The sequence below is a fragment of the Mesorhizobium amorphae genome (genome assembly GCF_014843845.1).
Classification (GTDB): domain Bacteria; phylum Pseudomonadota; class Alphaproteobacteria; order Rhizobiales; family Rhizobiaceae; genus Mesorhizobium; species Mesorhizobium amorphae_A.
In genome coordinates this window covers 22,492-45,980 of sequence record NZ_JHQS01000061.1, presented here as the reverse complement: position 1 = coordinate 45,980, position 23,489 = coordinate 22,492, and the positions used below count along the sequence as shown (strand labels likewise).

Below are 23,489 nucleotides of genomic sequence, written 5' to 3'. Positions count from 1 at the left end.
GCCTTTGCCGCCGGGAGCAGAAGCTTGGACGATCACCGCGCCGACGTCGCCATCATCATGGGCAGCCAATCCGACTGGGCGACGATGCGCCACGCCGCCGAAACGCTGGAGGCGCTGGGCGTTGCGCACAAGCGCCTGATCATCTCGGCCCACCGCACGCCGGACCGGCTCTATGATTTCGCCAAGGGCGCCAAGGCGGCCGGCTACAAGGTGATCATCGCCGGCGCCGGCGGTGCCGCGCACCTGCCCGGCATGACCGCGGCGATGACGCCGCTGCCCGTATTCGGCGTGCCGGTGGAATCCAAGGCGCTGTCCGGCCAGGACTCGCTGCTCTCCATCGTGCAGATGCCGGCCGGCATTCCCGTCGGCACTTTGGCCATCGGCAAGGCCGGTGCGGCCAACGCGGCGCTTCTTGCCGCCGCCGTGCTGGCGCTGCATGACGAAAAACTCGCCGACCGGCTGGATGCCTGGCGCGCCGCCCAGACCGCCAAGGTCGCCGCCGAACCCACGGACGCGCCGTGAGCCTGCCGGCGGGATCGACCATCGGCATCATCGGCGGCGGCCAGCTCGGCCGCATGCTGGCGATGGCAGCGGCGCGCCTCGGCTACCGCACGGTGGTGCTCGAGCCGCAAGCCGACTGCCCGGCAGCGCAAGTCGCCAACCGGCAGATCACAGCCGCCTATGACGATGCCGCCGCACTTGCCGAACTGGCGGCGGCCAGCGCCGTTGTCACCTACGAGTTCGAGAACGTCCCGGTCGTTGCCGCCACGGCACTGGCCGCCAAGGTGCCTGTCTATCCGCCCGCACGGGCGCTGGAAGTGTCGCAGGACCGTTTGGCGGAAAAGAATTTCCTCAACGGCATCGGTATTCCAACGGCGGATTATTGTCCCGTCGACAATGACGAGGAGCTGACGGCGGCGCTGAAGAAATTCAACGGCAGCGGCATCCTGAAGACGCGGCGAATGGGCTATGACGGCAAGGGCCAGCGCGTTTTCCGCAACATGGAAACCGGCGGCTTTGCCGGCACCTGCGAGGCGATGGGCAATGTGCCGCTGATCCTCGAATCCTTCGTCGCTTTCGAGCGTGAAATCTCGGTGATCGCGGCGCGTGGGCGGGGTGGCGCGCTTGCCGCCTACGATCCGGCCGAGAATGTGCATCGCAACGGCATCCTTCACACCTCGACCTTGCCGCCCGCGATAAGGCCTGAAACCGCGGCGGCGGCGCAGGCGGCGGCCGCAAAGATTCTCACGGCACTCGACTATGTCGGCATCATCGGCGTCGAGTTCTTCGTCCTTGCCGATGGTTCGCTGCTGGCCAACGAGATGGCGCCTCGCGTCCACAATTCCGGACACTGGACGGAAGCGGCTTGCATAGTCTCGCAGTTCGAGCAGCATATCCGCGCCCTCGCCGGCCTGCCGCTGGGGTCGCCTGCCCGCCATTCCGACTGCGTCATGGAAAACCTGATCGGCGACGACATCCTGCGCGTTCCGGCTCTGCTCGCCGAGCCCGACCTGATGCTGCATCTCTACGGCAAAGCCGAGGCGCGGCCCGGCCGCAAGATGGGCCATTTCACGCGCGTCAGCCGCCGCGCCTGACGTTTTGTCTATTGGGGATCGTCGCCCTCGTCCTCGTTCGGACTGTCGCAGTTCACGTCGCCTTCCTGGCAGTTGGCACCGGAGGTGAGCTGTTTGATGCGCTGGTCGGTCAGTTCCGTCAGGCATTGCGAAACCTCCATCGGATGGATGGAGCCACCCTCGCTGTCCGCGGTCGTGTACGCGCATTCCGCGTCGCGGAAAGTGATCCAGGCGCGCTGTGCGGTCTGCAGCAGCTTGTTGGACTTGTCGTCGTTGCGGCCGACAAGGTCCTTGTAGGCCGCGTTGAGCTTTGCGTCGGCCGCTTCGTAATCGGCACCGGCGCAGATGGTCATCATCGACTGGCTGTCGTCGCTGCGGTCGCATTCCTCCTGTGCCTGGGCGGCTGACCCGGCCGCAAGGACCACGAGACAGGCGGACAAAAGAAGCCGGCGCATGGTGTTCTCCGATTTGCTTCGCGGCGACGGCACCATTCCAGCCGGACCCGTGTCGCGCAATGCCGCTCGGTGCGGATGGCGAATATTTGATGGGCAAGGTCACTTGCCGCATATCGGAAGCGCTCTTGTGGCTGACTTGCGGTTGACATGGGCAAGGCTCCTCGTTTATGAGCCACGCACAAGTTGAAAGGCGCGTCTTCGGGCGCGCCTTAAAAATTCGGCCCTGACCGGGCCCAGACCGACGGGCAAGACCATGAAGATCAAGAATTCGCTCAAGGCGCTGAAGGCGCGTCATCGCGACAACCAGCTGGTTCGTCGCAAGGGACGCATCTACATCATCAACAAGACCGCCCCGCGTTACAAGGCGCGCCAGGGCTGAGTTTTTGCACGCGCGGCTCATATTGCCGCGCCTGCATGATGTTAATTACCGGCCTGCCGGCCCTTTCACGCTAAAATCACTTTGACGATCCGCCGTCCGGGGCTAGATTCCGGCGATGCGGATTCTTTTTGCATTGATCCCGGCCCTGCTGCTTTCCGGCATCGTCTTGCCGGCCGCCATCTCACCAGCTCGGGCGGACGATCCTGTCGCGCCTCCGATTGCCACGACCAAACAGGCACGCCTCGACCAGCTTTTCGTCGACCTGAGGCGCGAACGCAATGAAAAGGCCGCCGAGCGCATTGCCGGGCGCATCTGGAGCGAATGGTTCCAGTCCGGCAGCGCCTCGATCGACCTGATGATGCAATGGTCGCAGAAGGCCATGGAAAACCAGAAATACGACGTCGCGCTCGATTTCCTCGACCAGGTGGTGACCTTGCAGCCGGCCTATGCCGAAGGCTGGAACCGGCGCGCGACGGTGCATTTCATGATGAAGAACTACGGCAAGTCGATGTCCGACATCGACCGCACGCTGCAACTCGAGCCCCGCCATTTCGGCGCGCTTTCGGGGCTGGCACAGATCATGGCTGAGACTGGCCACAAGCAATCGGCGCTTGAGGCCTGGCAGAAGGTGCTTGCCATCTATCCGATGATGCGCAGCGCCCAGAACCAGGTCGGTGCGCTGTCGGAAGAGCTTGCCGGCGAAGGCATTTGATGCGCAGGCTTGCAGCACAAAAACCGCTGCGCCCCTGAACTAATTCCGCTCCGCTCCGTACTTCCTGCTCATGAACCTCATCTACGCCGCGTTTGCTTTCCTCCTGGCGCTGGTCTTCGCCTTTGCCGGCGTCACCCGCGCCGGTGCATGGCTGATCGAGCGGCGCAATCCGCCGGCCGGCGACTTCGCTGATATCGGCGGCGCGCGCATCCACTATGTCCACGTGCCGGCGCCGGCCAATGCAGACCTGCCGCCGATCGTCTTCATCCATGGCGCCAGCGCCAATCTTGAAGATCAGATGCTGCCGCTGAGGCCCCTGCTCGAAGGCCGCGCCGAGATGCTGTTCCTCGACCGTCCCGGCTTCGGCTGGTCGGGACGCGGCAACAACGAGACCCCGTCGGCGCAGGCCAACACGATTGCGGCGCTAATGGATCGCCTCGGCATCAAAAAGGCGATCGTCGTCGGCCACTCCTTCGGCGGCGTGGTCACCGCGGCCTTCTGGCGCGAGCATGCCGACAGGACGCTGGGCCTGGTCTTCCTTTCGCCCGTCAGCCATCCCTGGCCTGGCGGCGCGACCGCCTGGTACTACAGGCTGACGACGGTTCCGGTCGTCGGCCGGCTGTTTTCCGAAACGCTGGCCTATCCGGCGGGAACGCTGCAGATGGACGCCGCCACCACATGCGTCTTTTCCCCCAACAAGGTGCCAGACGGCTATGTGGCCGCGGCCTCGATCCCCCTGGTGCTACGGCCCGCCGCCTTCCGCGCCAATGCCATCGACGTGGCGGGGCTCTATGACTATGTGCTGGCCGCCGCGCCGCGCTACCACCACATCAAGGCGCCAACCGTGGTCATCTCGGGCGACCGCGACAAAATCGTCTATGCGACGGTCCATTCGGTTGGCCTTGCACGCGACATTCCCGGCGCCGAACTGGTCTGGGTGCGCAATCTCGGCCACAAGCCCGATTGGATCGCTCCCGATCTCGTCGTCGGCGCGATCGGCAAGATTGCCGGCAGCGCCCTGGACCTGCAGGCAATGGCAAGGACCGTGGAAGCACGCATCGCCGGCGACACGCAAGGCGCCAAATGTCCCGATCTAAAGGTGCCGGAAGCCGAACTCGCGCCAACGTAATGATCGGGTAGCCCCGCCTTAACGACTGGGCTGCGTCTCCGACCCCACATAGGCGATACGAAGCATATTGGTCGAGCCAGGGGTTCTGAGCGGCACGCCGGCGGTGATGATGACGCGGTCGCCCGGCTTGGCGAACCCTTCATCTATGGCGATGCGGCAGGCGCGATCGACCATGTCGTCGAGGTCGACCGCATCCGGCGAGACGACGCAATGCGTACCCCACAGCAGCGACAGCCGCCGCGCCGTGTTGAGGATTGGCGATAGCGCCACGATCGGCACCTGCGGCCGCTCGCGCGCAGCGCGCAGGCCGGTGGTGCCGGAGGCCGTATAGGTGACGATCGCCGACAGTTTCAACGTCTCGGCGATCTCACGGGCGGCGAGCGAAATGGCGTCCGCACCCGTCGCTTCCGGTTCAGAACGCTGCGCATTGATGATGCCGGCATAGGTCGGATCGGTTTCGACCTTGGTGGCGATCCTGTCCATCATCGCCACAGCCTCGACCGGATAGGCGCCGGCCGCCGATTCGGCGGAAAGCATGATGGCGTCCGCGCCTTCGAAGACGGCGATCGACACATCCGAGACCTCGGCGCGGGTCGGCACCGGTGCGGTGATCATCGATTCCAGCATCTGCGTGGCAATCACCACCGGCTTGCCCGCGCGGCGCGCGGCGCGCGTGATCTGCTTCTGGATGCCGGGCACGGCTTCGAGCGGCATCTCGACGCCGAGATCGCCGCGCGCAACCATCAACGCATCCGACAGTTCGATGATCTCCGGCAGGCGGGCGACGGCCTGCGGCTTTTCGATCTTGGCCATGATCAGCGCCCGGCCGCGCGCGATCTTGCGCGCTTCGGCGAGATCTTCCGGCCGCTGCACGAAGGACAGCGCCACCCAGTCGACGCCTGCCGCCAGCACCGCGTCGAGATCCTTGCGGTCCTTCTCGGTCAAGGCGCCGACCGGCAGGTCGGTGTCGGGCAGACTGACGCCCTTCTTGTCGGAAATGGTGGTGCCGGCAACGACAGTGCAGACGATCGACTTGCCGTCGCTCTTCACCGCCCTCAGTTCCAGCTTGCCGTCGTCGATCAGCAAACGGTGACCGGCCTCGACCGAGCTCAGGATTTCGGGATGCGGCAAATAGACCCTGCTCGACGTGCCGGGCTCCGGATTGTCGTCGAGCGTGAAGGTCTGGCCGACGGCCAGCACCTCCTTGCCATTGGCGAACTTGCCGACGCGCAGCTTCGGCCCCTGCAGATCGGCGAGGATGCCGATGGGACGGCCGACGGCTTCCTCGACAGTGCGGATGCGGCCGACCAGCGTGCGCATCAAATCGTGGTCGGTATGGCTCATATTGATGCGGAAGACATCGGCACCGGCTTCGAACAGCTTCTTCAGCATCTCCTCGGACGAGGAAGCCGGACCGATGGTGGCGAGGATCTTGACCTTGCGGTTGCGTCTCATTGACTGTTTGTTCCCGGGGCGGGGGTCGCTGGAGCGCCTCCCGTTGCGGGCTCGTCGGTCAGCTGGACCATCCAGCTTGCCTGCTCGCCCGTGTCATATTCCTGAAATCCGGCGCGCTGGAAGCCCCGGGCGACGCAATCGGTTACGCCGGCGATCTTGAACTCTTTTTCGGCCACGCACATGTTGATCGGGCCATCCCAACGCCCGCCGCGCTCGGCGTCTTCTGCATAAAGATAGTAAAACCTTGATGACAGCGGCCCTTCGATCAGCGTCTTGCAGCTCGACCCTTCGATGTGCCACCAGCCCTCGGTGATCCAGCCGGCCTTGGCGCGGTAGCCGATGCCGACGCCGACCAGGTTCTGCGTGGCGTTGCAGACGCGGAAGTCGGCGCGGGCGGGCGAGGCCGCAACCATGGCGGTGAGGCCGACGGTGACGATCAGGACCGGCAAGGCGAAGGCACGGCGCATGCGCGGCCTGCCGGCGAAACCCATCCTGAAACCCCTCAAGAACCACATCTGCATCTCTCGACGCCCCTTTTCGGAAAACTCCGGGCGCATGTCAACGCGCCGTTCTGTCCAATTCCAATCGATTTAGAAAGGCCCCGCCGGCGATCTGTCGCCTTGCGTCGGATTTTTCGCAGAAACCGTGGCCAAACAACGGCATTGCGCCTGCGCCCTCTTCGTGGAATGACGATACCACCCTCCCCGGAAGCCAGCGACCAGACCATTTTCAGACAATGACCCGATCCACAGTTTTCGCGCCGTTCGATATCGTCGAAGGCGACCGCAAGCGAGGCATCGTGCTTCTTGGCGATCACGCCCGCCGCGAACTGCCGGAAGAGTATGGCAGCCTCGGCCTGCCGGCTAAGGAGTTCGAGCGCCACATCGCCTACGATATCGGCGTCGAGGCCGTGACGCGCGAGCTGGCGGCAATGCTCGGCGTGCCGGCGGTGCTTGCCAATTTCTCGCGGCTCTTGATCGACCCCAATCGCGGCGAGGACGACCCGACACTGATCCGCCAGCTCTATGACGGCACCATCGTGCCGGGAAATTACCCCATGGCGGCGGAAGAGCGGGAAAGGCGGCTCGACGGTTTCTACCGGCCCTATCACGATGCCATCGGCGCCATGATCGCCTCGGTGGCGCAGGCGTCCGCGAAAGCGCCCTTCATCTTGTCGGTACACTCCTTCACGCCGGCCATGCAGGGCATCGAGCGCCCATGGCATGTCGGCATATTGTGGGATCTTGACGACCGGGTGGCGCGGCCGCTGATCGACTTGCTGGCGGCCGACAAGAGCCTCGTCGTCGGCGACAACGAACCCTATGACGGCGCGTTGCGCGGCGACACAATGTTCAGGCACGCCATCGTCAATGGCTTTGCCCACGCGCTGATCGAGATCCGCCAGGACCTGATCGCCGACAGCAGGGGCGCAATGCAATGGGCCGAACGGCTGGCCCCGATCGTTGACGCGATCGACCGCCTTCCCGATATACATCGGGTGAAGATGTTCGGCTCGCGCACCGGGCCGCTGTGACGGAGGGCCGACAATGACCGAACTTAGCGACGAACAGAGACGCGATTTCGAGGCCGCCGCCTTCCGCCGGCTGGTGGCGCATCTGCGCGAACGCAGCGACGTGCAGAACATCGACCTGATGAACCTCGCCGGCTTCTGCCGCAACTGCCTGTCCAACTGGTACCGCGAAGCCGCCGAGACCGAGGGCGTTGCCCTGTCGAAGGACCAGTCTCGCGAAATTCTCTACGGCATGCCCTATGCCGAATGGCAGGCGCTCAACCAGACCGAGGCCTCGGACGCCAAGAAGGCGGAGTTCGAGGCAAGACGTCCCCGCGATCACTAGAGCAATTCCAGGAAAAGTGCGCAGCGGTTTTCCGTCCGGAATTGCGTGAAAACAAAGAGATAGAGCGGTTCTGCGTTTCCATGAAACGTTGAACCGCTCCAGGTCAGCGAACGACGCACTGCCTTAGTTCTCAAAAACTCCTCGTAAAAAGGCACGAACGTCGCTTATCGATTGATCGGCCGGTTTGGCCCAAACACTTTCGGCTGCCAGCGCTTGACTGGGTATTGAATCGATCTAATTTGCCGCGCAAAGCCATTTTTTGTACCGGATTCTAGTCTATGGACGCGCAAAGCCTCATGCAGGCTGCCATTCGCGGGCGGTGGGCCGTGGCCGGCATCTTCCTCGCCAACGGCTTCCTGACCGGCAGCTGGGCGCCGCAGATTCCGATGTTCCTGACCCGCCTCGACATCTCGAAGTTCACGCTCGGCCTGCTGATCCTGCTGTTCGGCGTCGGCGCGGTGACCGCGATGACCTGGTGCGGCCATCTTATCTCCCGGCACGGGTCGCGCAGCGTGCTGCGCTGGTTCGGCCTGTGCGGCAGTCTCGGCCTGCTGGTCGTGGCACTGGCCCCCAACGTGCCGCTGGCGGCCATCGCCATGTTCATCTTCGGCGGTTCGATCGGCGGCATGGACGTCGCCATGAACGCCAATGCGGTGGCGGTGGAAAGAAGGCTTTCCCGCGCGATCATGTCGTCCTCGCACGGTTTTTGGAGCCTCGGCGGTTTCGCAGGCGGTGCGGTCGGCGGCCTGGCCATACAGAACTACGGCCATCTTGCCCACGCGATGGTGGTGACAGTGCTGGCCTTTGCCCTGATCGCGCTGGCAGTCGGCCATCTAATCGTCGAGGACAAGCCCAAGGCATCCGAGCACCAGAAATTCTCGCTGCCGGCAAATCCGCTGGTCTATCTGGTCGGACTGATGGCGCTGCTGACCATGATCTCCGAGGGCGCGGTGCTCGACTGGGCGGCGCTCTACCTGCAACAGGAGCTCGGCGCCGACCTTGCTATCGCCGGCCTCGCCTATGCCGCCTTTTCCGGCGTCATGGCCGTCATGCGCTTCCTTGGCGACGGCGTGCGCAATCGCTTCGGCGCTGTGGCGACTCTGCGCGGCTCGGCGCTCGTCGCCGCTGCAGGCATGCTGGTCGCCGGCCTGTCGCCGTCGCCCTGGCTCGCCATCGCCGCCTTTGCCTTTTGCGGCTTCGGCATCGCCAACATGGTGCCGATCATCTTTTCGGCCGGCGGCAACCAGGAAGGCATGTCGTCCGGCACCGGCATGAGCGTCGTCACCACGATGGGTTACTCCGGCATTCTGGTGGCCCCGTCGGCGATCGGCTTCGTTGCCGAGCATTCGAGCTTCGGACCGATCTTCGTCGCCCTTTCGGGGCTGCTCGTCATTGTGCTTTTGATGGCGGGGCTCGCTCACCGTGCCGAATTCGCGCCCGAGCCGGCGCCGGCCGAATAACGCTTCAGTTCCTCGTAGAGGAAATCCGCGACGCGGCGGATGCGCACGCTGCTGCGCACATCGCGGTGCATGGCCAGCCACACCGGGAGCGTCGGCAGTGTCAGCTCCGGCAGTATCTTCTCCACCAATGGATCGCGGTCGATCAACGGCCCCTGACCGAAACCGATGCCATTTCCCGCCCGCACCGCCTCCCACAGCACGATCTGGTTGTCGGTCCTGAAGCGAAAGGCATTGCGTGTGAGCGAGATGCCGAACTGGGTAAAACCGCGAATGATCTCGTCGCTGCGGTCGAAACCGATCAGGTCATGCCCGACAAGATCGCCGGGCTCGAGCGGCCGGCCCCGCCGGTCGAGATAGGATGATGCCGCGCAGAGGCGGAGCGGAATATCGGCGACTTTGCGCGCCACCAGTTCGTTCTGCGCCGGCTTCACCATGCGGATGGCAATGTCGGCATCGCGTCGCAACAGGTTCTCGACCTGGTTCGAGGCGACGATCTCGACCTCGATGCCGGGCTCCTCGACACCGAGTCGAGCCGTCATCTCCGGCAGCACACAGGCTGCCACCACTTCGCTGGCGGCGATACGCACCGTGCCTTCGATCGCTTCGACCGATCCCAGCGCCAGCAGCGAAAAAGCGCTCGCCTGTTCGCTGACGGCCCGGCCGCGTTCGTAGAGCGTGTTGCCGGCCTCGGTCAGTGCGTAGCCGCGCCGATCGCGCCGGAACAGCGTCACCCCAAGCGCCTGCTCCAGTTCCGCGATGTGGCGGCCAAGCGTCGGCTGGCTCGCGGCCAGCTTTCGCGCGGCAGCGGACAGGCTGCCGGTTTCCGCCACGGTGACGAAACTCTTGATCAGATTCCAGTCGATCTCAGCCATTCATTTATGAATATCAGATCGCCAATTTCAGTCAATTTCCATTCGTTTGCAAACACTGCACATTGAAGGTCTCAACGCAAACATGGAGACGAAAATGACCAAGATCGCAATCCTCGGCGCCAATGGCCGGCTCGGCCGCGTGGTCGCCAGGGCCTTCATCGACGCCGGCTACGACGTCCGCACCGTCACCCGTAGCGGCAAGGTGCCGACGGAACTCAAGGGCGCCACGGCTGTCGCCGGCGATGCCCTCGACCGTGACGCGCTGATACGCGCCACCGAAGGCGTCGACATCATCTTCAATGGCCTCAACCCGATCTACACCGACTGGGGCAAGTGCCTGCCAATGGCCGAAAACGTCATGGCCGCCTGCTGGGCGAACGGCGCCCTGCACCTTGCTCCGGGCAATGTCTACAATTTCGGCTCGCCCATCCCGGCGGTGATCTGGGAAGACACACCGTTCCACCCGACGACCGAAAAGGGCCGCATCCGCATCGCCATGGAGGAGCTTTTTTGCCGTGAGGCGGACGCCGGACATGTCCGCACCATCCTCCTCAGGGGCGGCGATTTCTTCGGCGGCACCGGCAGCGGCTCCTGGTTCGATCTGATTGTCGCCGCCAAGATGAACAGGGGCGTCTATACCGCGCCTGGGCCTGTCGATCTCGTGCATGAGTGGGCCTATTTGCCGGATATGGCCAAGGCCTTCGTCGGCCTGGCGCGGAACCTCGATAAGCTCGGCTCTTACGAGGCGCTGAACTTTCCGGGACATGCCGTCACCGATCTGGAAATCAAGGCGGCTGCCGAGAAAGCACTCGGGCGTACGCTCAAGCTGACGTCGATGCCTTGGTGGGTGCTGCGCGCCGGCAGCCCATTCGTGGCGATGTGGCGCGAGATCGTCTCGATGTCCTACCTGCGCTTCGAACCGCACAGGCTGGCCTCGGCAAGGCTCGAAGGCATTATCGGCCCGATCCCGCACACACCCCTGGAGACGGCCGTTGCAGATGCCTTGAACGACATTGGCATTGCCACAATTGCAGCAGTGGACGGCCAGAAGGCTGCCTGATCTACAGTTCGAACGACGCAGCGGGCGCCCGATGGGCCTCCGCTGGTTGCTTTGCCCGAGTCTCGGCTCAGATCCTGCCCATCAGCAGCAGGATCAGCAGAACCACCAGAAGAACGCCGACGATGCCCGACGGGCCATAGCCCCAGGCGCGCGAATGCGGCCATGCCGGCACCGCGCCGATCAGGATGAGGATCAGAATGATGATGAGAAGCGTGCTGATTGTCATGAGAAATCCCTCGCCTTAAAATTGAATTCGAAGGGACAATGCAAAAGGCCGCCCGAGGTTCCCGGACGGCCTTTTGCTCGGCTAACCAAAACAAGGCTATTCGGCGGCCTTCGGGAAGGCGATTGCGGGCTCCGCACCGAGATCCGGCGCCGGCGCATCCGACGAAATCTCACCCTTGCCGCGCCGGAACAGACGGCTGAACCAACCGCGCCGCGCCCCGGGTTTGACCTTGGCGCGGGTGAACACCATCAGCATCGACGGCGTCACCACCAGCGTGAGCAAGGTGGCGAAGGACAGGCCGAAGACGATTGCCGACGACAGCGAAATCCACCATTGCGTCGACGGCGCGTTGATCGTCGTCTCGTGATGGAAGATTTCGAGGCCGAGGCCGAAAGCGATCGGCAGCACGCCGAGGATCGCCGACACCGCCGTGAGCACCACCGGGCGGGCGCGTTCGCGGCAGGTCTGCAGGACCGCCTCGACCTTGTCCCAGCCCTCTTCGCGCAGCCGATCGTAGGTGTCGATCAGCACGATGTTGTTGTTCACCACCACGCCGGCCAGCGCGATAACGCCAATGCCCGACATGACGATGCCGAAGGCTTCTCCCGTCAGCAGCAGTCCGAGGAACACGCCGATCGTCGCCATGACCACGCAGGACAGCACCAGCCAGACGCTGGTGAACTTGTTGAACTGCGCCAGGAGCACGAGGAAGATCAGGAAGATCGCCGCACCGAAGGCCTTGCTGAGGAAGGCGCTGGCCTCCGCGCTGTCCTCGTTGGAGCCGGCAAGCTTCCAGCGTATGCCGCTGCCGAGATCCATGTCGGAGACGGCCTTGGTGACCTCCTGCTGGACGGCCGCCACCTGGGCGCCGGCGGCAACGTTGGCCTGGACGACCACCGTACGCGCGCCGTCGATGCGGTTGAGCACACCGACCGTCGGCTCAGGCTTGCGGACGACGAAGTTCGAGATCGGCACCGCCCCTTGCGAGGTCTGCACCCTGAGTTCGTCGAGCGTCGACAGCGTGCGCCGGTCTTCTGGCAGGCGCAGCCTGATGTCGACGGCGTCATCGGCGCCCGCGGGCCGATACTCGCTGAGCTTCAGCCCGTTCGTCACCAGCTGCACCACGGTGCCGACCGAGGTCGGGCTGATGCCGTACTGGGCCGCCTTGGCGCGGTCGACATCGATCGCCCAGTCCACGCCGGGCGGCGGCAGGCCGTCGGAAATGTCGATGACGCCGGGCACTTTGGCGATCCGTGCAGCGACGGCCCGCGCCTTGTCGTCGAGCCCCTCGGGATCGGCGGCCGAAAGCCTGATCTGGATCGGCTTGCCTGTCGGCGGGCCGGCTTCAGGTACGCGCACTTCGACATCGACGCCAGGGATGCCGGCCATGACGCCGCGCAGATCGTTCAGGATGTCGTTCGCCGATTTGCGCTCGCGCCAGTCGACGAACTCGTACTGGATCACGCCGACCACATCCTCCGGGATGTCCTGGCCACCGCCTTGCGTCTTGCCGACGCGGGTGTAGACCGATTTCACGCCCGGCCAGCCGAGCAGCCGGTTTTCGGCCTCCTTGGTCGCGGCGTCCATTTCGGCGAGCGAAAGATTGCCGCGGGCGTGCACGTAGAGCAGACCGTAATCGGGCTCGACATTGGGGAAGAACTCGACGCCGGCGCCGAATTTCGAATAGGCGAAGCCGACACCGAACAGCAAAGCGACGGTCAGCACGAGCACGGTGATGGGGAAGCGCACCGCCTGCTTGACCACGGCCATGTACCAGCCGTCGCGGTTGTCGTCCTCGTGATGCTTCGGCGCCTTGGCGAAGATCGCGCCCAGCGTCGGGGCGAAGACCAGCGCATAGAGCATCGAGGCCGACAGCGTGACGATCAGCGTGATCGGCATGTACTTCATGAAATCGCCGATGATGCCGGGCCAGAACAGCAGCGGCGAGAAGGCGGCGATGCGCGTCATCGTCGCCGCGATCACCGGACCGGCCATGCGCCTTGCGGCAAGCGCGAATGCCTCTTCCTTCGGCATGCCTTCGCTCATCCGTCGTTCGGCGAATTCGGTGACGATGATGGCGTCGTCGACCAGCATGCCGACCGCCAGGATAAGGCTGAACAGCACGATCATGTTGATCGTGTAGCCCATCATGGCGAGCAGCAGGATGCCGATCAGGAAGGACGATGGAATGGCCAATCCGATCAGCAGCGAAGCGCGGCCGGACAGCGCGTAGAGAATGACGATGAACACCAGGATGACGGCGATCATGACGTGGTTCTGCAGGTCACCGAGCAGTTGGTTGACGAAGACCGACTTGTCCTGCGTGTACGTGACGTGCATGCCTTCCGGCATCGACTTGATGAAGGTATCCGACACCGCCCGGACATTGGTCAGCGTGTCGATGAGGTTGGCGCCAATGCGCTTCTTCACCTCGATGGCGATCGCTGGCTTGCCGTCGAGGCGGGTCACCGTCTCGGCATCCTTGAAGGTGGAGCGGATGGTGGCGATATCCCTGGCCCGGACGACTGCGTCGGGCGTGGCGACCACCGGCAGATTGGCGACGTCCTCCGGTTTTTCGATCAGCGACGGTACCTTGACGGCGTATTTGCCTTCCGAGCCTTCGATGTTGCCTGCCGCAACCAGGTTGTTGGAGGCGGCGACGCCTTGCACGACCTGGTCGAGCTGCAGCCCATAGGATGACAATTTCATCGGATCGATGACGACTTCGACGAGATCGTCGCGCGCGCCCTGCAGCGAGCCTTCGAGCACGCCGGGCACTTCCTCGATGCGGTCGCGCAATTCGCGCGCCGCCGCCGTCAGCACACGCTCCGGCACTTCGCCCGACAGCGTCACAACCAGCACGGGGAATTCGGAGACGTTGACCTCGGTGACCGTCGGCTCCTCGGCCGCTTGCGGCAGGTCGGCCTTGCCGTCCTGCACCTTGCTGCGCGTATCCTGCAGCGCCGTCGCCAGGTTCGTCTGCGGCTGGAACTCGACCAGCACGTAGCCGCCGCCCTGGAAGGCGGCCGAGCGCATCTCCTTGAGCCCCTTCAGGCTCTTCAGCTTGCTTTCCATCGGCCGCAGCAGCAGCCGCTCCGAATCCTCCGGCGAGATGCCCTGATAGATCAGGCTGACATACATCATCGGGATCGGAACGTCGGGCTCGGCTTCCTTCGGCGTCGACTGATAGGCGACCCAGCCGGCGAGCAGGAGGAAGACCAGGACCGAAATGGTCAGCCGGGCGTTGTGGATTGCGAGTCTTACGATATCCATGACTTAGGCCTGCTGTTGCTTTCGGGAGCTGCGCGGCAGCGTGTCGTCGCCGGGGTCGAACCCCGGGAGACCATGCTATTGCGTGCCGGCTGTCGCCTCGCCGATCAGCTTGTTGATTGTCGCCTGGTCGGCCTCGACCGGTTTGACCAAATCGCCTTCCTTCACCAGCTCCTGGCCGGCAACGATGATGCGCGCATCATCGGGAATGCCGCCGAGCACCAGCCCGTTCGGCGTGTCGTCGACGAGATCGATCGGGAAGAACGCGACCTTGCTGTCCTTGCCGACGGCGCGGATACCGAGATCGCCCTTGTCGCCGAGCGTCACCACCGAGCGCGGCAGCATGATCGCGTCGGTCGGCTGCGCGCTGAGCGCGATCTCCGCCGTCATGCCCGCCGGGATGCTGCCATCCGCATTGGGGATCGCCACCTCGACGCGGAAGGTGCGGGTCTGCGACGAGGCATCGCGGCTGATGTAGCGCACCGTGCCGGTGACCTTTTGGTCATTGACCAGGCGCACATTGGCCTCGTCGCCGATCTTGATGTAGCGCAGATCGCGCTCGCTGACTTCGCCACGAGCGATGACCGGATCGAGCTTGAGAATGGTCGCCACCTCGCCGCCCGCCATCACAGAACTGCCAACTTCCACCGGCACCCGATCGATGATGCCATCGAAAGGTGCCTTCACCTCATTGCGACCAAGCTCGGCTTGCATGGCTTCCAGCACCGATTGTGCCAACGTCAGGCTGGAGCGGGCGTTATCGAGCTGCAGCTTGGGCAGATTTCCGGTCTTGGCCAATCGCTCGGCAGCAGCAAGCTCCGCCTGGCGTTGGCCAAGAAGCTGCCTGGCATTGCTAACCGCCGAAAGCTTTTCCTCGGTGGCAAGCATCAGCACCAGGTCGCCGGTCTTGACGTGCTGGCCCTGCTTGACCGGCAGCTTGTCGATGATGCCGGCCACCCGCGTTGCCAGCACCGCGCGCTTGTCGGCCTCGGTCAATCCGGAAATGCGGATGGCGCGCGCATAGGTTTTGCGCGGCGGCGTCACCACCGCGACGGTGCGCGGCGCGGCCTTGGGCTGATCGGCCTCGGCGGCCTTCGGCTTGTCGGTGCCCTTGGGCTGATCGGCTTCGCCGGCCTTGGGTTTGTTGTCAGGGGCAGCGCTGCCGACGGACGAGAACGCGCCCGTTCCCATCCAGGCTGCGAATCCGATGAGCACGACAATTGCTGCAAGCTTGTGAAACCTGATTTTCGGCATGTCGTTTTTTCCACTGCGGGTCGGGCCAGGCCGCGTCTTCCAGAAACGCGGGCGCGTCGCCGATATGGGTGCGCGCAGGGCCATGTTCAATTTGCCGTGAACGGCGAAGCGCGCTTCTACCTTAAAGTTGCATTGCAAAACAGTCAGAAAGTTTGATGGATCATTGCGCCACCGGACAGCGTGTGCCCGCCATTCTTCAGCTCTTGGCCGCCTGACCGGCCGCCTTTACTGGGTCGGGAAGTTCTTTGGCAGCAGGTGTCAGGATGGTGCGGGACCTCTCAAGCATTCGAGGAAGCCGAGGGCAAATCTATCAGCTGATGAGCTTCAATAGCCGCAAAAGCCGCTCGAATGTCTTGCCGTAGGGCGGGCGCAAAAGGGCGCCCGCGCTCAACTTGGACTGGAGGAAAATCGGCTTTTCCTTGCTGAAGGTCCGAAAACCCCATTCGCCGTGGTAGGCACCCATGCCGCTGGCGCCGACGCCACCGAATGGCTGGCGTTCCTGAACCAGATGCAGCATGCAGTCATTGACCGTGACGCCGCCGGCAATTGTTTCGCGCATCACGCGTTGGCGATTGCCGCTGTCGCGGCCGAACCAGTAGAGCGCCAGCGGACGTTCCGCCCGGTTCACATGCTCGATGGCGTCATCGACCTTGGCGTATTCGATGATCGGCAGCACCGGCCCGAAAATCTCTTCGCGCATCAGCCGCAGATCCTCGCCTGCGTTCCTGACCAGCGTCGGCAGCATCTTGCGATCCGTGTCGCCGAGTTTTTCGCCTGCCGGATTGACCTCGATGACTTCGGCACCACTCTGACGAGCTTCAGTGACCATGTCGCTGAGGCGCCGATGGTGCCGCTCGCTGACGATTGCCGTATAGTCTGGGTTGTTGCGCAGGCTCGGATAGAGCCGCGCCATCGCGGCCGCAAACTTGGTGGCAATCATCTCCGACTGCCCTTGCGGAACCAGCAGATAGTCCGGAGCGATGCAGGTCTGGCCTGCGTTCAAAAGCTTACTGTAGGCGACGCTGGACACGGCTGCGTCGAGGTCGCATGAAGCATCGAAGATAGCTGGCGACTTGCCACCAAGTTCGAGCGTCACTGGCGTAAGGTTCGCTGCCGCGGCCATCGCGACCTGGCGGCCGACCGCCGTCGAACCGGTGAACAGCAGATGATCGAAGGGCACTGACACGAAGGCTTTTCCGACCTCGGCGTCGCCGACAACGACACTCATCTCGTCAGGGGCAAAATGCTCGCCGACCAGACGTTCGAGCAAGGCGGAAAATTTCGGCGTCAGTTCGGAGGGCTTGATCAGAACGCGGTTGCCGGCCGCCAGCGCGGCCGTGGCCGGCGCGATGGCAAGCTGGAACGGATAGTTCCAGGGCGACACGATGCCGACCACGCCGACCGGCTGGGGCAGAAGCCGATTGCGCCCCGGCAGAAACGGCAGGCTGGTGGCGACGCGGCGCTCCCGCATCCATCCGCGCAGATGCGACAGCGCATGCCTTATCCCGGCGCCGACGACGAACAGCTCGGCAAGGCGCGTCTCATGGGCCGACCGGCCACTGAAATCGGAGTCGATGGCGGAGCAGATCTCGGCCTCATGCTGCTCGGTGAGCGCCAGCAGACGCTTGAGACGATCCTTGCGGACATCGAGGTCTGGAAAGGGCTCTTTCTCGAATGCACCACGCTGCAATGCGAACTGTGCGCCGAGGGCATCCTGTCCGGTCTGCAGCATCGCAACCTCCCGTTTACGTCTAGGTAAGGTTACATCGCGCCAAGGGTCGAATCCAGCACTTCCCTGGTTCCGTAGGGGAAGAACCGCGCCGGCAGACATCTCGTTGTTCTCGCCGACAGGCAAACACCTAGCAGCCGATAAATTGAAGACCGCGTGCTCAGGCCTGACGGCGTGCCTGCTCGGGCTTCTTGCGCGCCGCCAAAAATTCCTTGACCCGCCGGCCGGGCGCCGGCCCGCGCACCGGCTTGAAGCCGTCGTCGAGCTCGCCGGAGAGGTCGAGCGTCGGCCGCTTGCCGACGGCGTCGTAATTCTCCTCCAGCCAGTCGCTGGCCGCGGTGCGGCCGAGATCGCGCAGATAGGCTAGGAATGCCCATTCGGCATTGACCTTGGACGACGCCGACAGATCCTTGAACGCCTCGTCGGCATCGATCCGGTGCATACGGATGTCGCGGTATTCGCCATGCGGCAGGCGGCCGGCGGCGATCAGTTCCTTGACGAAGGCAATCGAGCGGAATTCGTTCAGCAGTCCCGCATTGAAGGTGATCTCGTCGATGCGGTTCTGGATCTCGTTGGCGCTCTTCGGCGTCCCCTCGCGCACCACCGGATTGATCTGCACCAGAAGCACGTCCTCGGTCGCCGCCGTCTTGAAGAACGGGAACAGCGCCGGATTGCCGCCATAGCCGCCATCCCAATAGGGCACACCCTTGATCTCGACGGCGCGGAACAATTGCGGCAGGCAGGCCGAGGCCATCACCGTGTCGAGCTCGATCTCGCCGTCGGAAAAGACGCGCAATTGCCCGGTCTCGACATTGGTCGCCGAGATGAACAGCTCCATCGACTTGCAGGCGTGCACGTTCTTGAAATCGATCTCCTGTTCGACCACGTCGCGCAGCGGATTGAGCCCGAGCGGGTTGGCGATATAGGGCGAAAACACCCGCGACATGGTGTCGAAGAAGAAATAGCCCGGCGTGTTCTCGATCGACCAGTTGCCCCAGGCGACATCCCACGGCATGCGCTGCACCGGGCTGAAGCGGCCCTTCGCCGCCACGGCGCGCCAGAAATCGTCGAGCTTCTGCCGCGCACCCTCGACACCGCCACGCACAAAGCCATCAGCCAGCGCCACCGCGTTCATGGCGCCGGCGCTGGTGCCGGAAACTGCTTGGATCTCGAGCCGCCCATCCTCCAGCAGCCGGTCGAGCACGCCCCAGGAAAAGGCGCCGTGCGAGCCGCCGCCCTGGAGCGCGATATTGATCTTCTTTTTCTCCTCCGCCTTGCCGTTCGTCGTCATGGCGTTCCTGTCGATTTGGATGCTGCGTGCCTCATCCTTGCCCGGGAATCGGAACAATTCGGCTGCAGCGGATCTATGTTGCAGTGCAGCATATAAGTCCTGACCAAGGCAAGAACACGAACACGGTCGCGTGATCACATGAAATTTCGGTCATCGAGAACAACCTCACCGCCTTGAAGCGGAGAGGCTGTGTTGATCGAAACAGGTTGGAAGACTCAGGCCACCAGATCCGGCACCGGGCCGACATAGCGCGACTGCGGTCGGATCAACCGCCCGGTCGTCTGCTGCTCGCGCGCATGGGCGACCCAGCCGGCAACGCGCCCGGCGGCGAAGACATTGCTGAACGCCTCCGCCGGGAAACCTGCCGCCTCAAGCAAGAGCGCGGTGTAGAACTCGACATTGGTCTGGATCGAGCGCGACGGCTTGGCCTGCCGCAACACCTCGAGCGCGGTCTGCTCCACCGTCTCGGCAAATGCCAGCCGGCGGCCGGTTGCGCCCTCGGCGCCGAGTTGCCGCACCACCGCCTTTAGCACGTCGGCACGCGGATCGCGCACCCGGTAGATGCGATGGCCGAAGCCCATGATGCGCTCGCCGCGCGCGATCTCCGCGCGCAGCCAGCCAGCAGCATTGCCGCCTGCCTCGATCGCGTCGAGCATCTCGATCACCGGACCGGGCGCGCCACCATGCAGCCGCCCCTTGAGCGCGCCGAGACCGGCCAGGATCGCCGATGTCAGGCCGGCCTGCGTCGAGGCAACGACGCGGGTGACGAAAGTCGATGCGTTAAGGCCATGATCGCAGACGGTGACGAGATAGGTGTCGAGCGCCTTGGCCAGGGCAGGCGATGCGTCGGTACCGCTCAGCATCCGCAGCATGTCGGCGGCATGGTCCGCCTGCGGGTTCGGCGCGATCGCCGGACTTCCGCGCTTGCCGCGCAGCAAGGCCGGCGTCAGCACCGCCGGCGCCGCGATCAACAGCAAGGCGTCCGTCAACGTATCGCCGTCCGGCAGCAAGGCGATGCCGGCGCGAATGCCGCTGTAGACATCGAGCGGCGCCAAAGCCGGCAGCATCGGCTGCAAGCGCTCGAACACTTCCGCGCGCGCCCGGCCGATCGCCTGCGCAAGCTTGGCATCGTCGGGGAGATCGTCGAAGAAGCCGTCCAGCAGCAGGCGAACCACTTGCGGATAACGCCAGCGACCAGCCAGCTCCGGCAGCAAATGGCCTCTTATGGTGAGGCGGCCGCCAAGGCCGTCGACATCGGAAAGCACGGTTTCCGCCGCCACCACGTCATCGAGCCCGTTTGCCATATCTGTCTCCTTGAGAGGTTTACCGACTGGAATTAATGGTGCATGATCAATGCATCAATCTTGATCAATAGAATCAATATAGGCTTGGAGCAACATGTCCGAGTGGCTGACACGTGAGGAAGCTCTGGGGCGGCTCAAGGTGCGGCCGCAGACCCTCTATGCCTATGTCAGCCGCGGCCGCATCGGCATGCGGCCGGATCAGGCCGATCCGCGCCGCAGCCGGTATCGCGCCGACGACATCGCGGCACTTGCGACCCGCCGGGCGCGTGGACGAAGCCCCCAGGCGATCGCCGAAAGCGCCATCGCCTGGGGCGAACCGGCCATTGCCACCTCGATCTCGACCATCGTGCAGGGCCGCCTCGTCTATCGCGGCGAGGACGCGACGACACTTTCTGCCACGGCCACGCTGGAAGAGACGGCGAGCCTGCTTTGGGCGACGAATGCCGGCGTGTCATTTGCCGCGCAGGGCTCTCCCGGCGGTGAAAACAGTCGCGCCGCTGCCTTCACCAGCCTTGCCCGGCTGGCGGCGGAAGGCCGGCCTTCCCTCGGACGCTTGCCGGCCATGCTGTATCAGGATGCGGCCGGCGCCATCGGCGCCCTGGCCGCGGCACTTGGCGCGGTTGCCGGACGCGGCGCCATGCATGAAAGGCTGGCGCGCGGCTGGTCCGTCGGCGGCGCCGGCGCGGATTTGATCCGCCGGGCGCTGGTGCTGCTAGCCGATCACGAATTGAACGCGTCGACTTTCGCCGCGCGAGTCGCCGCCTCGACCGGGGCACCGGTTGCCGCTTGCCTGATTGCCGGTCTCGCCACTCTTTCCGGTCCCCGGCATGGCGGCGCCGGCGAGGCGGCCCTCAATCTCGTCGAGGACGCGGAGCGGTTGGGAGCCGATATCGCGGTCGGGCGCTGGCTTGGCCACGACCGGCCGCTGCCCGGCTTTGGCCATCAGCTTTACCCAGAAGGCGATCCCAGGGCAGACGCCCTGTTGGGCGACATCGAGGTCGACGGCGGCCTTGCGCATCTGCAGGACGCCGTTCTCGCGGCGACCGGCGCGCGCCCGAACATCGACTTTGCGCTCGCCGCGCTGACCCGAAATTTGCGCCTGCCGTCAGACGCTCCGTTTCGCCTGTTCGCGCTCGGCCGCAGCATCGGCTGGACCGCGCATGCCGTCGAACAGGTGACCAGCAACGGATTGATCAGGCCGCGAGCCCGCTACGACGGGCCCGTGAAACGCTAGATCGGCTTGGCGAATGACCGCGCCGGCTCAGCCGGCGCCGTCTGGCGCTCACGACATGGTGTCGAGCTTGCGCTGCATGGCGGCGATCTGTTCCTTCAGTTCCTGAAGGTCGTCCGGCTTCTCCGGCGCTTCCTTCCTGGTCGGCTCGGCCGGGGCAGCAGGAGCAGGCCCGTTCGCACCGGCTGACGGGAATGGCGTGAACAGGCGCATCGCGTTCTGGAACATCTCCATGTTGCGGCGCGTCTGCTCTTCCAGCGCCTTGATCGGCGTGGCCATCTTCATCACGTCGATCGGCGACTTGCCGAAGGCGCCCTTCATCTGCTCGCGGAACCGTTCCTGCTCCTTGGAAAAGGCGATCATCGATTGTTCGAGGAAGCTCGGCACGATCATCTGCATCTGGTCGCCGTAGAAGGCGATCAGCTGGCGCAGGAACGGGATCGGCAGCATGTTCTGCCCGTCCTTGTTCTCCAGCTCGAAGATGATCTGTGTCAGCACCGGGTGCGTGATGTCGTCACCTGTCTTGGCGTCCTGGACGGTGAATTCCTCGCCCTTCTTGACCATGTCGGCCAGGTCCTCGAGCGTCACATAGGTGCTGGTGCCGGTGTTGTAGAGCCGGCGATTGGCATATTTCTTGATAATGATCGGATCGTCTTTCGCGGCCATCAGTATCCTCCCCGGACACCGGTGCATGTGAGTAAGCAGCCGGTAACGATTGCGCCCTTGCGAGGATATGCGCAAAAGCGTCGCAATTCCAAGTGGTTTGTGCAGTGCGGCATCATTTAATGCTGCATGGCGGGCAAAATATGCTGCGCAGCGAAAGCCATGGCGGTTGCCCTGGCCGCAGGCAGCCTGCTTGCCGCGCATGGCTGGCATGCCTATTTCCGGTTTGACTTGGGTCATGGAACGGGCAAGAAAAGTCCCTAACGATACCCAAAAACACGTCACCTCGAAGTCTGGAGAAGAAAATGTCCAATGCCATCGTTGTCGCCGGCGCGGCACGCACGTCTGTTGGTTCCTTCAACGGCGCCTTCGCCGCCACTCCGGCGCACGAGCTCGGCGCCGTCGTCATCCGGGAGCTGCTGTCGCGTACCGGTGTAGAGCCGGGCGAGGTTGACGAGGTCATCCTCGGTCAGGTGCTGACCGCCGCCCAAGGCCAGAACCCCGCCCGCCAGGCCTCGATCAACGCCGGCCTGCCCAAGGAGACCACCGCCTGGGGTCTCAACCAGGTTTGCGGCTCGGGTCTGCGCGCGATCGCGCTCGGCATGCAGCAGATCGCCAGCGGTGACGCCAAGGTGATCGTCGCCGGCGGACAGGAATCGATGTCGCTCTCGGCGCATGCCCAGCATCTGCGCGCCGGCGTCAAGATGGGCGACTACAAGATGATCGACACCATGATCAAGGACGGGCTGTGGGATGCCTTCAACGGCTACCACATGGGCAACACTGCCGAGAACGTCGCGCGCCAGTTCCAGATCACCCGCGACGACCAGGACCAGTTCGCTCTGGCCTCGCAGAACAAGGCCGAGGCCGCGCAGAAGGCCGGCAAGTTCAAGGACGAGATCGTCGCCTTCACCATCAAGGGCAAGAAGGGCGACACCACCGTCGACCAGGACGAGTACATCCGCCACGGCGCCACCATCGACGCCATGACCAAGCTAAAGCCGGCTTTCGACAAGGACGGCACCGTAACCGCCGCCAACGCCTCCGGCATCAATGACGGCGCTGCCGGCGCGCTGCTGATGAGTGAAGCGGAAGCCGCCAGGCGCGGCATAACGCCATTGGCGCGCATCGTCTCCTGGGCCACCGCCGGCGTCGATCCGCAGATCATGGGCACCGGGCCCATTCCCGCTTCGCGCAAGGCGCTGGCCAAGGCCGGCTGGTCGGTCGGCGACCTCGACCTGGTCGAGGCCAACGAGGCCTTCGCCGCGCAGGCCTGCGCCGTCAACAAGGACATGGGCTGGGATCCCTCGATCGTCAACGTCAATGGCGGGGCGATCGCCATCGGCCATCCGATCGGCGCTTCGGGTGCCCGCATCTTCAACACGCTGGTTTTCGAAATGCGCCGCCGCGGTGCGAAGAAAGGCCTCGCCACGCTCTGCATCGGCGGCGGCATGGGCGTCGCCATGTGCATCGAAGCGCTCTGAGAAAAGAGTGAATGGCGAATGGCAAGTGGTGAATGGCCGTTAACCGACCGTCTTCGACCATTCACCATTCACCAAGAACGTTAGG

Annotated in this window: 22 protein-coding genes; 11 read left to right on the top strand and 11 right to left on the bottom strand. The window is 64.3% G+C overall.

Features of this window, described 5'->3' with window-relative positions; genetic code table 11:
* Window positions 1-24: 24 nt before the first annotated feature.
* Window positions 25-522: a 5-(carboxyamino)imidazole ribonucleotide mutase gene (gene purE / locus DH08_RS26665; RefSeq protein ID WP_192182120.1), complete on the top strand. Its 498-nt coding sequence runs from the start codon at window positions 25-27 to the stop codon at window positions 520-522.
* Window positions 519-1,595 carry a 5-(carboxyamino)imidazole ribonucleotide synthase gene (locus tag DH08_RS26660; protein ID WP_192182119.1) on the top strand — a complete coding sequence of 359 codons (1,077 nt, stop codon included), beginning with the start codon at window positions 519-521 and terminating at the stop codon, window positions 1,593-1,595. Before purE ends, DH08_RS26660 begins: the two co-directional genes overlap by 4 nt.
* Before the next feature lie 8 nt (window positions 1,596-1,603).
* On the opposite strand, the gene DH08_RS26655 is transcribed toward DH08_RS26660, so the two are convergent.
* A complete protein-coding gene (locus DH08_RS26655; protein WP_192182118.1) occupies window positions 1,604-2,029 on the bottom strand; it encodes a lysozyme inhibitor LprI family protein in 426 nt (141 codons plus the stop codon).
* Window positions 2,030-2,282: 253 nt separating this feature from the next.
* Here DH08_RS26655 and ykgO point away from each other — a divergent pair, with 253 nt between their 5' ends.
* From ykgO to DH08_RS26640, 3 genes are all read left to right on the top strand, one after another.
* Complete coding sequence (gene ykgO, locus DH08_RS26650) at window positions 2,283-2,408, top strand: type B 50S ribosomal protein L36 (protein WP_006203764.1); 126 nt, start codon at window positions 2,283-2,285, stop codon at window positions 2,406-2,408.
* A gap of 115 nt (window positions 2,409-2,523) precedes the next feature.
* The gene (locus tag DH08_RS26645; protein ID WP_192182117.1) at window positions 2,524-3,120 is read left to right on the top strand and encodes a tetratricopeptide repeat protein; all 597 of its coding nucleotides are present in this window, start codon (window positions 2,524-2,526) and stop codon (window positions 3,118-3,120) included.
* A 70-nt stretch (window positions 3,121-3,190) separates the two neighbouring features.
* On the top strand, window positions 3,191-4,249 hold the full coding sequence (locus DH08_RS26640; RefSeq protein ID WP_192182116.1) for an alpha/beta fold hydrolase: 1,059 nt from the start codon (window positions 3,191-3,193) through the stop codon (window positions 4,247-4,249).
* Window positions 4,250-4,267: 18 nt separating this feature from the next.
* On the opposite strand, the gene pyk is transcribed toward DH08_RS26640, so the two are convergent.
* Together pyk and DH08_RS26630 are read right to left on the bottom strand one after the other, a co-directional pair.
* Window positions 4,268-5,704, bottom strand: coding sequence for a pyruvate kinase (gene pyk / locus DH08_RS26635; protein WP_192182115.1), 1,437 nt, complete (start codon window positions 5,702-5,704; stop codon window positions 4,268-4,270).
* Entirely contained in the window at window positions 5,701-6,261 is a 561-nt protein-coding gene (locus DH08_RS26630; RefSeq protein WP_192182114.1) for a DUF1036 domain-containing protein, read from the bottom strand. The genes pyk and DH08_RS26630 overlap by 4 nt, the downstream gene beginning before the upstream one ends.
* A 179-nt stretch (window positions 6,262-6,440) precedes the next feature.
* Here DH08_RS26630 and DH08_RS26625 point away from each other — a divergent pair, with 179 nt between their 5' ends.
* The 3 genes from DH08_RS26625 (at window position 6,441) to DH08_RS26615 (ending at window position 9,020) form a co-directional block, all read left to right on the top strand.
* Complete coding sequence (locus tag DH08_RS26625; protein WP_192182113.1) at window positions 6,441-7,238, top strand: N-formylglutamate amidohydrolase; 798 nt, start codon at window positions 6,441-6,443, stop codon at window positions 7,236-7,238.
* 13 nt (window positions 7,239-7,251) lie between these two features.
* Window positions 7,252-7,560 (top strand): DUF1244 domain-containing protein, encoded by a 309-nt coding sequence (locus tag DH08_RS26620; RefSeq protein WP_192182112.1) that lies wholly within the window; start codon window positions 7,252-7,254, stop codon window positions 7,558-7,560.
* A 278-nt stretch (window positions 7,561-7,838) separates the two neighbouring features.
* Complete coding sequence (locus DH08_RS26615) at window positions 7,839-9,020, top strand: MFS transporter (protein WP_192182111.1); 1,182 nt, start codon at window positions 7,839-7,841, stop codon at window positions 9,018-9,020.
* Here DH08_RS26615 and DH08_RS26610 read toward each other — a convergent pair.
* Window positions 8,978-9,892, bottom strand: a complete 915-nt coding sequence (locus tag DH08_RS26610; protein ID WP_192182110.1) for a LysR family transcriptional regulator — start codon at window positions 9,890-9,892, stop codon at window positions 8,978-8,980. The genes DH08_RS26615 and DH08_RS26610 overlap by 43 nt on opposite strands.
* A gap of 94 nt (window positions 9,893-9,986) precedes the next feature.
* Between DH08_RS26610 and DH08_RS26605 the strand changes: the two genes are divergently transcribed.
* The gene (locus tag DH08_RS26605; RefSeq protein WP_192182109.1) at window positions 9,987-10,952 is read left to right on the top strand and encodes an SDR family oxidoreductase; all 966 of its coding nucleotides are present in this window, start codon (window positions 9,987-9,989) and stop codon (window positions 10,950-10,952) included.
* A 67-nt stretch (window positions 10,953-11,019) separates the two neighbouring features.
* On the opposite strand, the gene DH08_RS26600 is transcribed toward DH08_RS26605, so the two are convergent.
* The 6 genes from DH08_RS26600 to DH08_RS26575 form a co-directional block, all read right to left on the bottom strand.
* Complete coding sequence (locus DH08_RS26600; RefSeq protein ID WP_006203743.1) at window positions 11,020-11,178, bottom strand: DUF3309 family protein; 159 nt, start codon at window positions 11,176-11,178, stop codon at window positions 11,020-11,022.
* Window positions 11,179-11,274: 96 nt separating this feature from the next.
* Window positions 11,275-14,451 (bottom strand): efflux RND transporter permease subunit, encoded by a 3,177-nt coding sequence (locus tag DH08_RS26595; protein WP_192182108.1) that lies wholly within the window; start codon window positions 14,449-14,451, stop codon window positions 11,275-11,277.
* 75 nt (window positions 14,452-14,526) lie between these two features.
* A complete protein-coding gene (locus tag DH08_RS26590) occupies window positions 14,527-15,702 on the bottom strand; it encodes an efflux RND transporter periplasmic adaptor subunit (RefSeq protein WP_192182107.1) in 1,176 nt (391 codons plus the stop codon).
* Between the two features lie 310 nt (window positions 15,703-16,012).
* On the bottom strand, window positions 16,013-17,434 hold the full coding sequence (locus DH08_RS26585) for a coniferyl aldehyde dehydrogenase (protein ID WP_192182106.1): 1,422 nt from the start codon (window positions 17,432-17,434) through the stop codon (window positions 16,013-16,015).
* 157 nt (window positions 17,435-17,591) lie between these two features.
* Entirely contained in the window at window positions 17,592-18,722 is a 1,131-nt protein-coding gene (locus DH08_RS26580) for a patatin-like phospholipase family protein (protein WP_192182105.1), read from the bottom strand.
* A 215-nt stretch (window positions 18,723-18,937) separates the two neighbouring features.
* Window positions 18,938-20,026 (bottom strand): citrate synthase/methylcitrate synthase, encoded by a 1,089-nt coding sequence (locus tag DH08_RS26575; protein ID WP_192182104.1) that lies wholly within the window; start codon window positions 20,024-20,026, stop codon window positions 18,938-18,940.
* Between the two features lie 94 nt (window positions 20,027-20,120).
* Here DH08_RS26575 and DH08_RS26570 point away from each other — a divergent pair, with 94 nt between their 5' ends.
* Window positions 20,121-21,260, top strand: coding sequence for a citrate synthase (locus DH08_RS26570; RefSeq protein WP_192182103.1), 1,140 nt, complete (start codon window positions 20,121-20,123; stop codon window positions 21,258-21,260).
* Window positions 21,261-21,308: 48 nt separating this feature from the next.
* On the opposite strand, the gene phaR is transcribed toward DH08_RS26570, so the two are convergent.
* On the bottom strand, window positions 21,309-21,923 hold the full coding sequence (phaR, locus tag DH08_RS26565) for a polyhydroxyalkanoate synthesis repressor PhaR (RefSeq protein ID WP_006202447.1): 615 nt from the start codon (window positions 21,921-21,923) through the stop codon (window positions 21,309-21,311).
* 302 nt (window positions 21,924-22,225) lie between these two features.
* On the opposite strand from phaR, the gene DH08_RS26560 reads away from it, so the two are divergent.
* The gene (locus DH08_RS26560) at window positions 22,226-23,404 is read left to right on the top strand and encodes an acetyl-CoA C-acetyltransferase (RefSeq protein ID WP_192182102.1); all 1,179 of its coding nucleotides are present in this window, start codon (window positions 22,226-22,228) and stop codon (window positions 23,402-23,404) included.
* The last annotated feature ends 85 nt before the right edge of the window (window positions 23,405-23,489 follow it).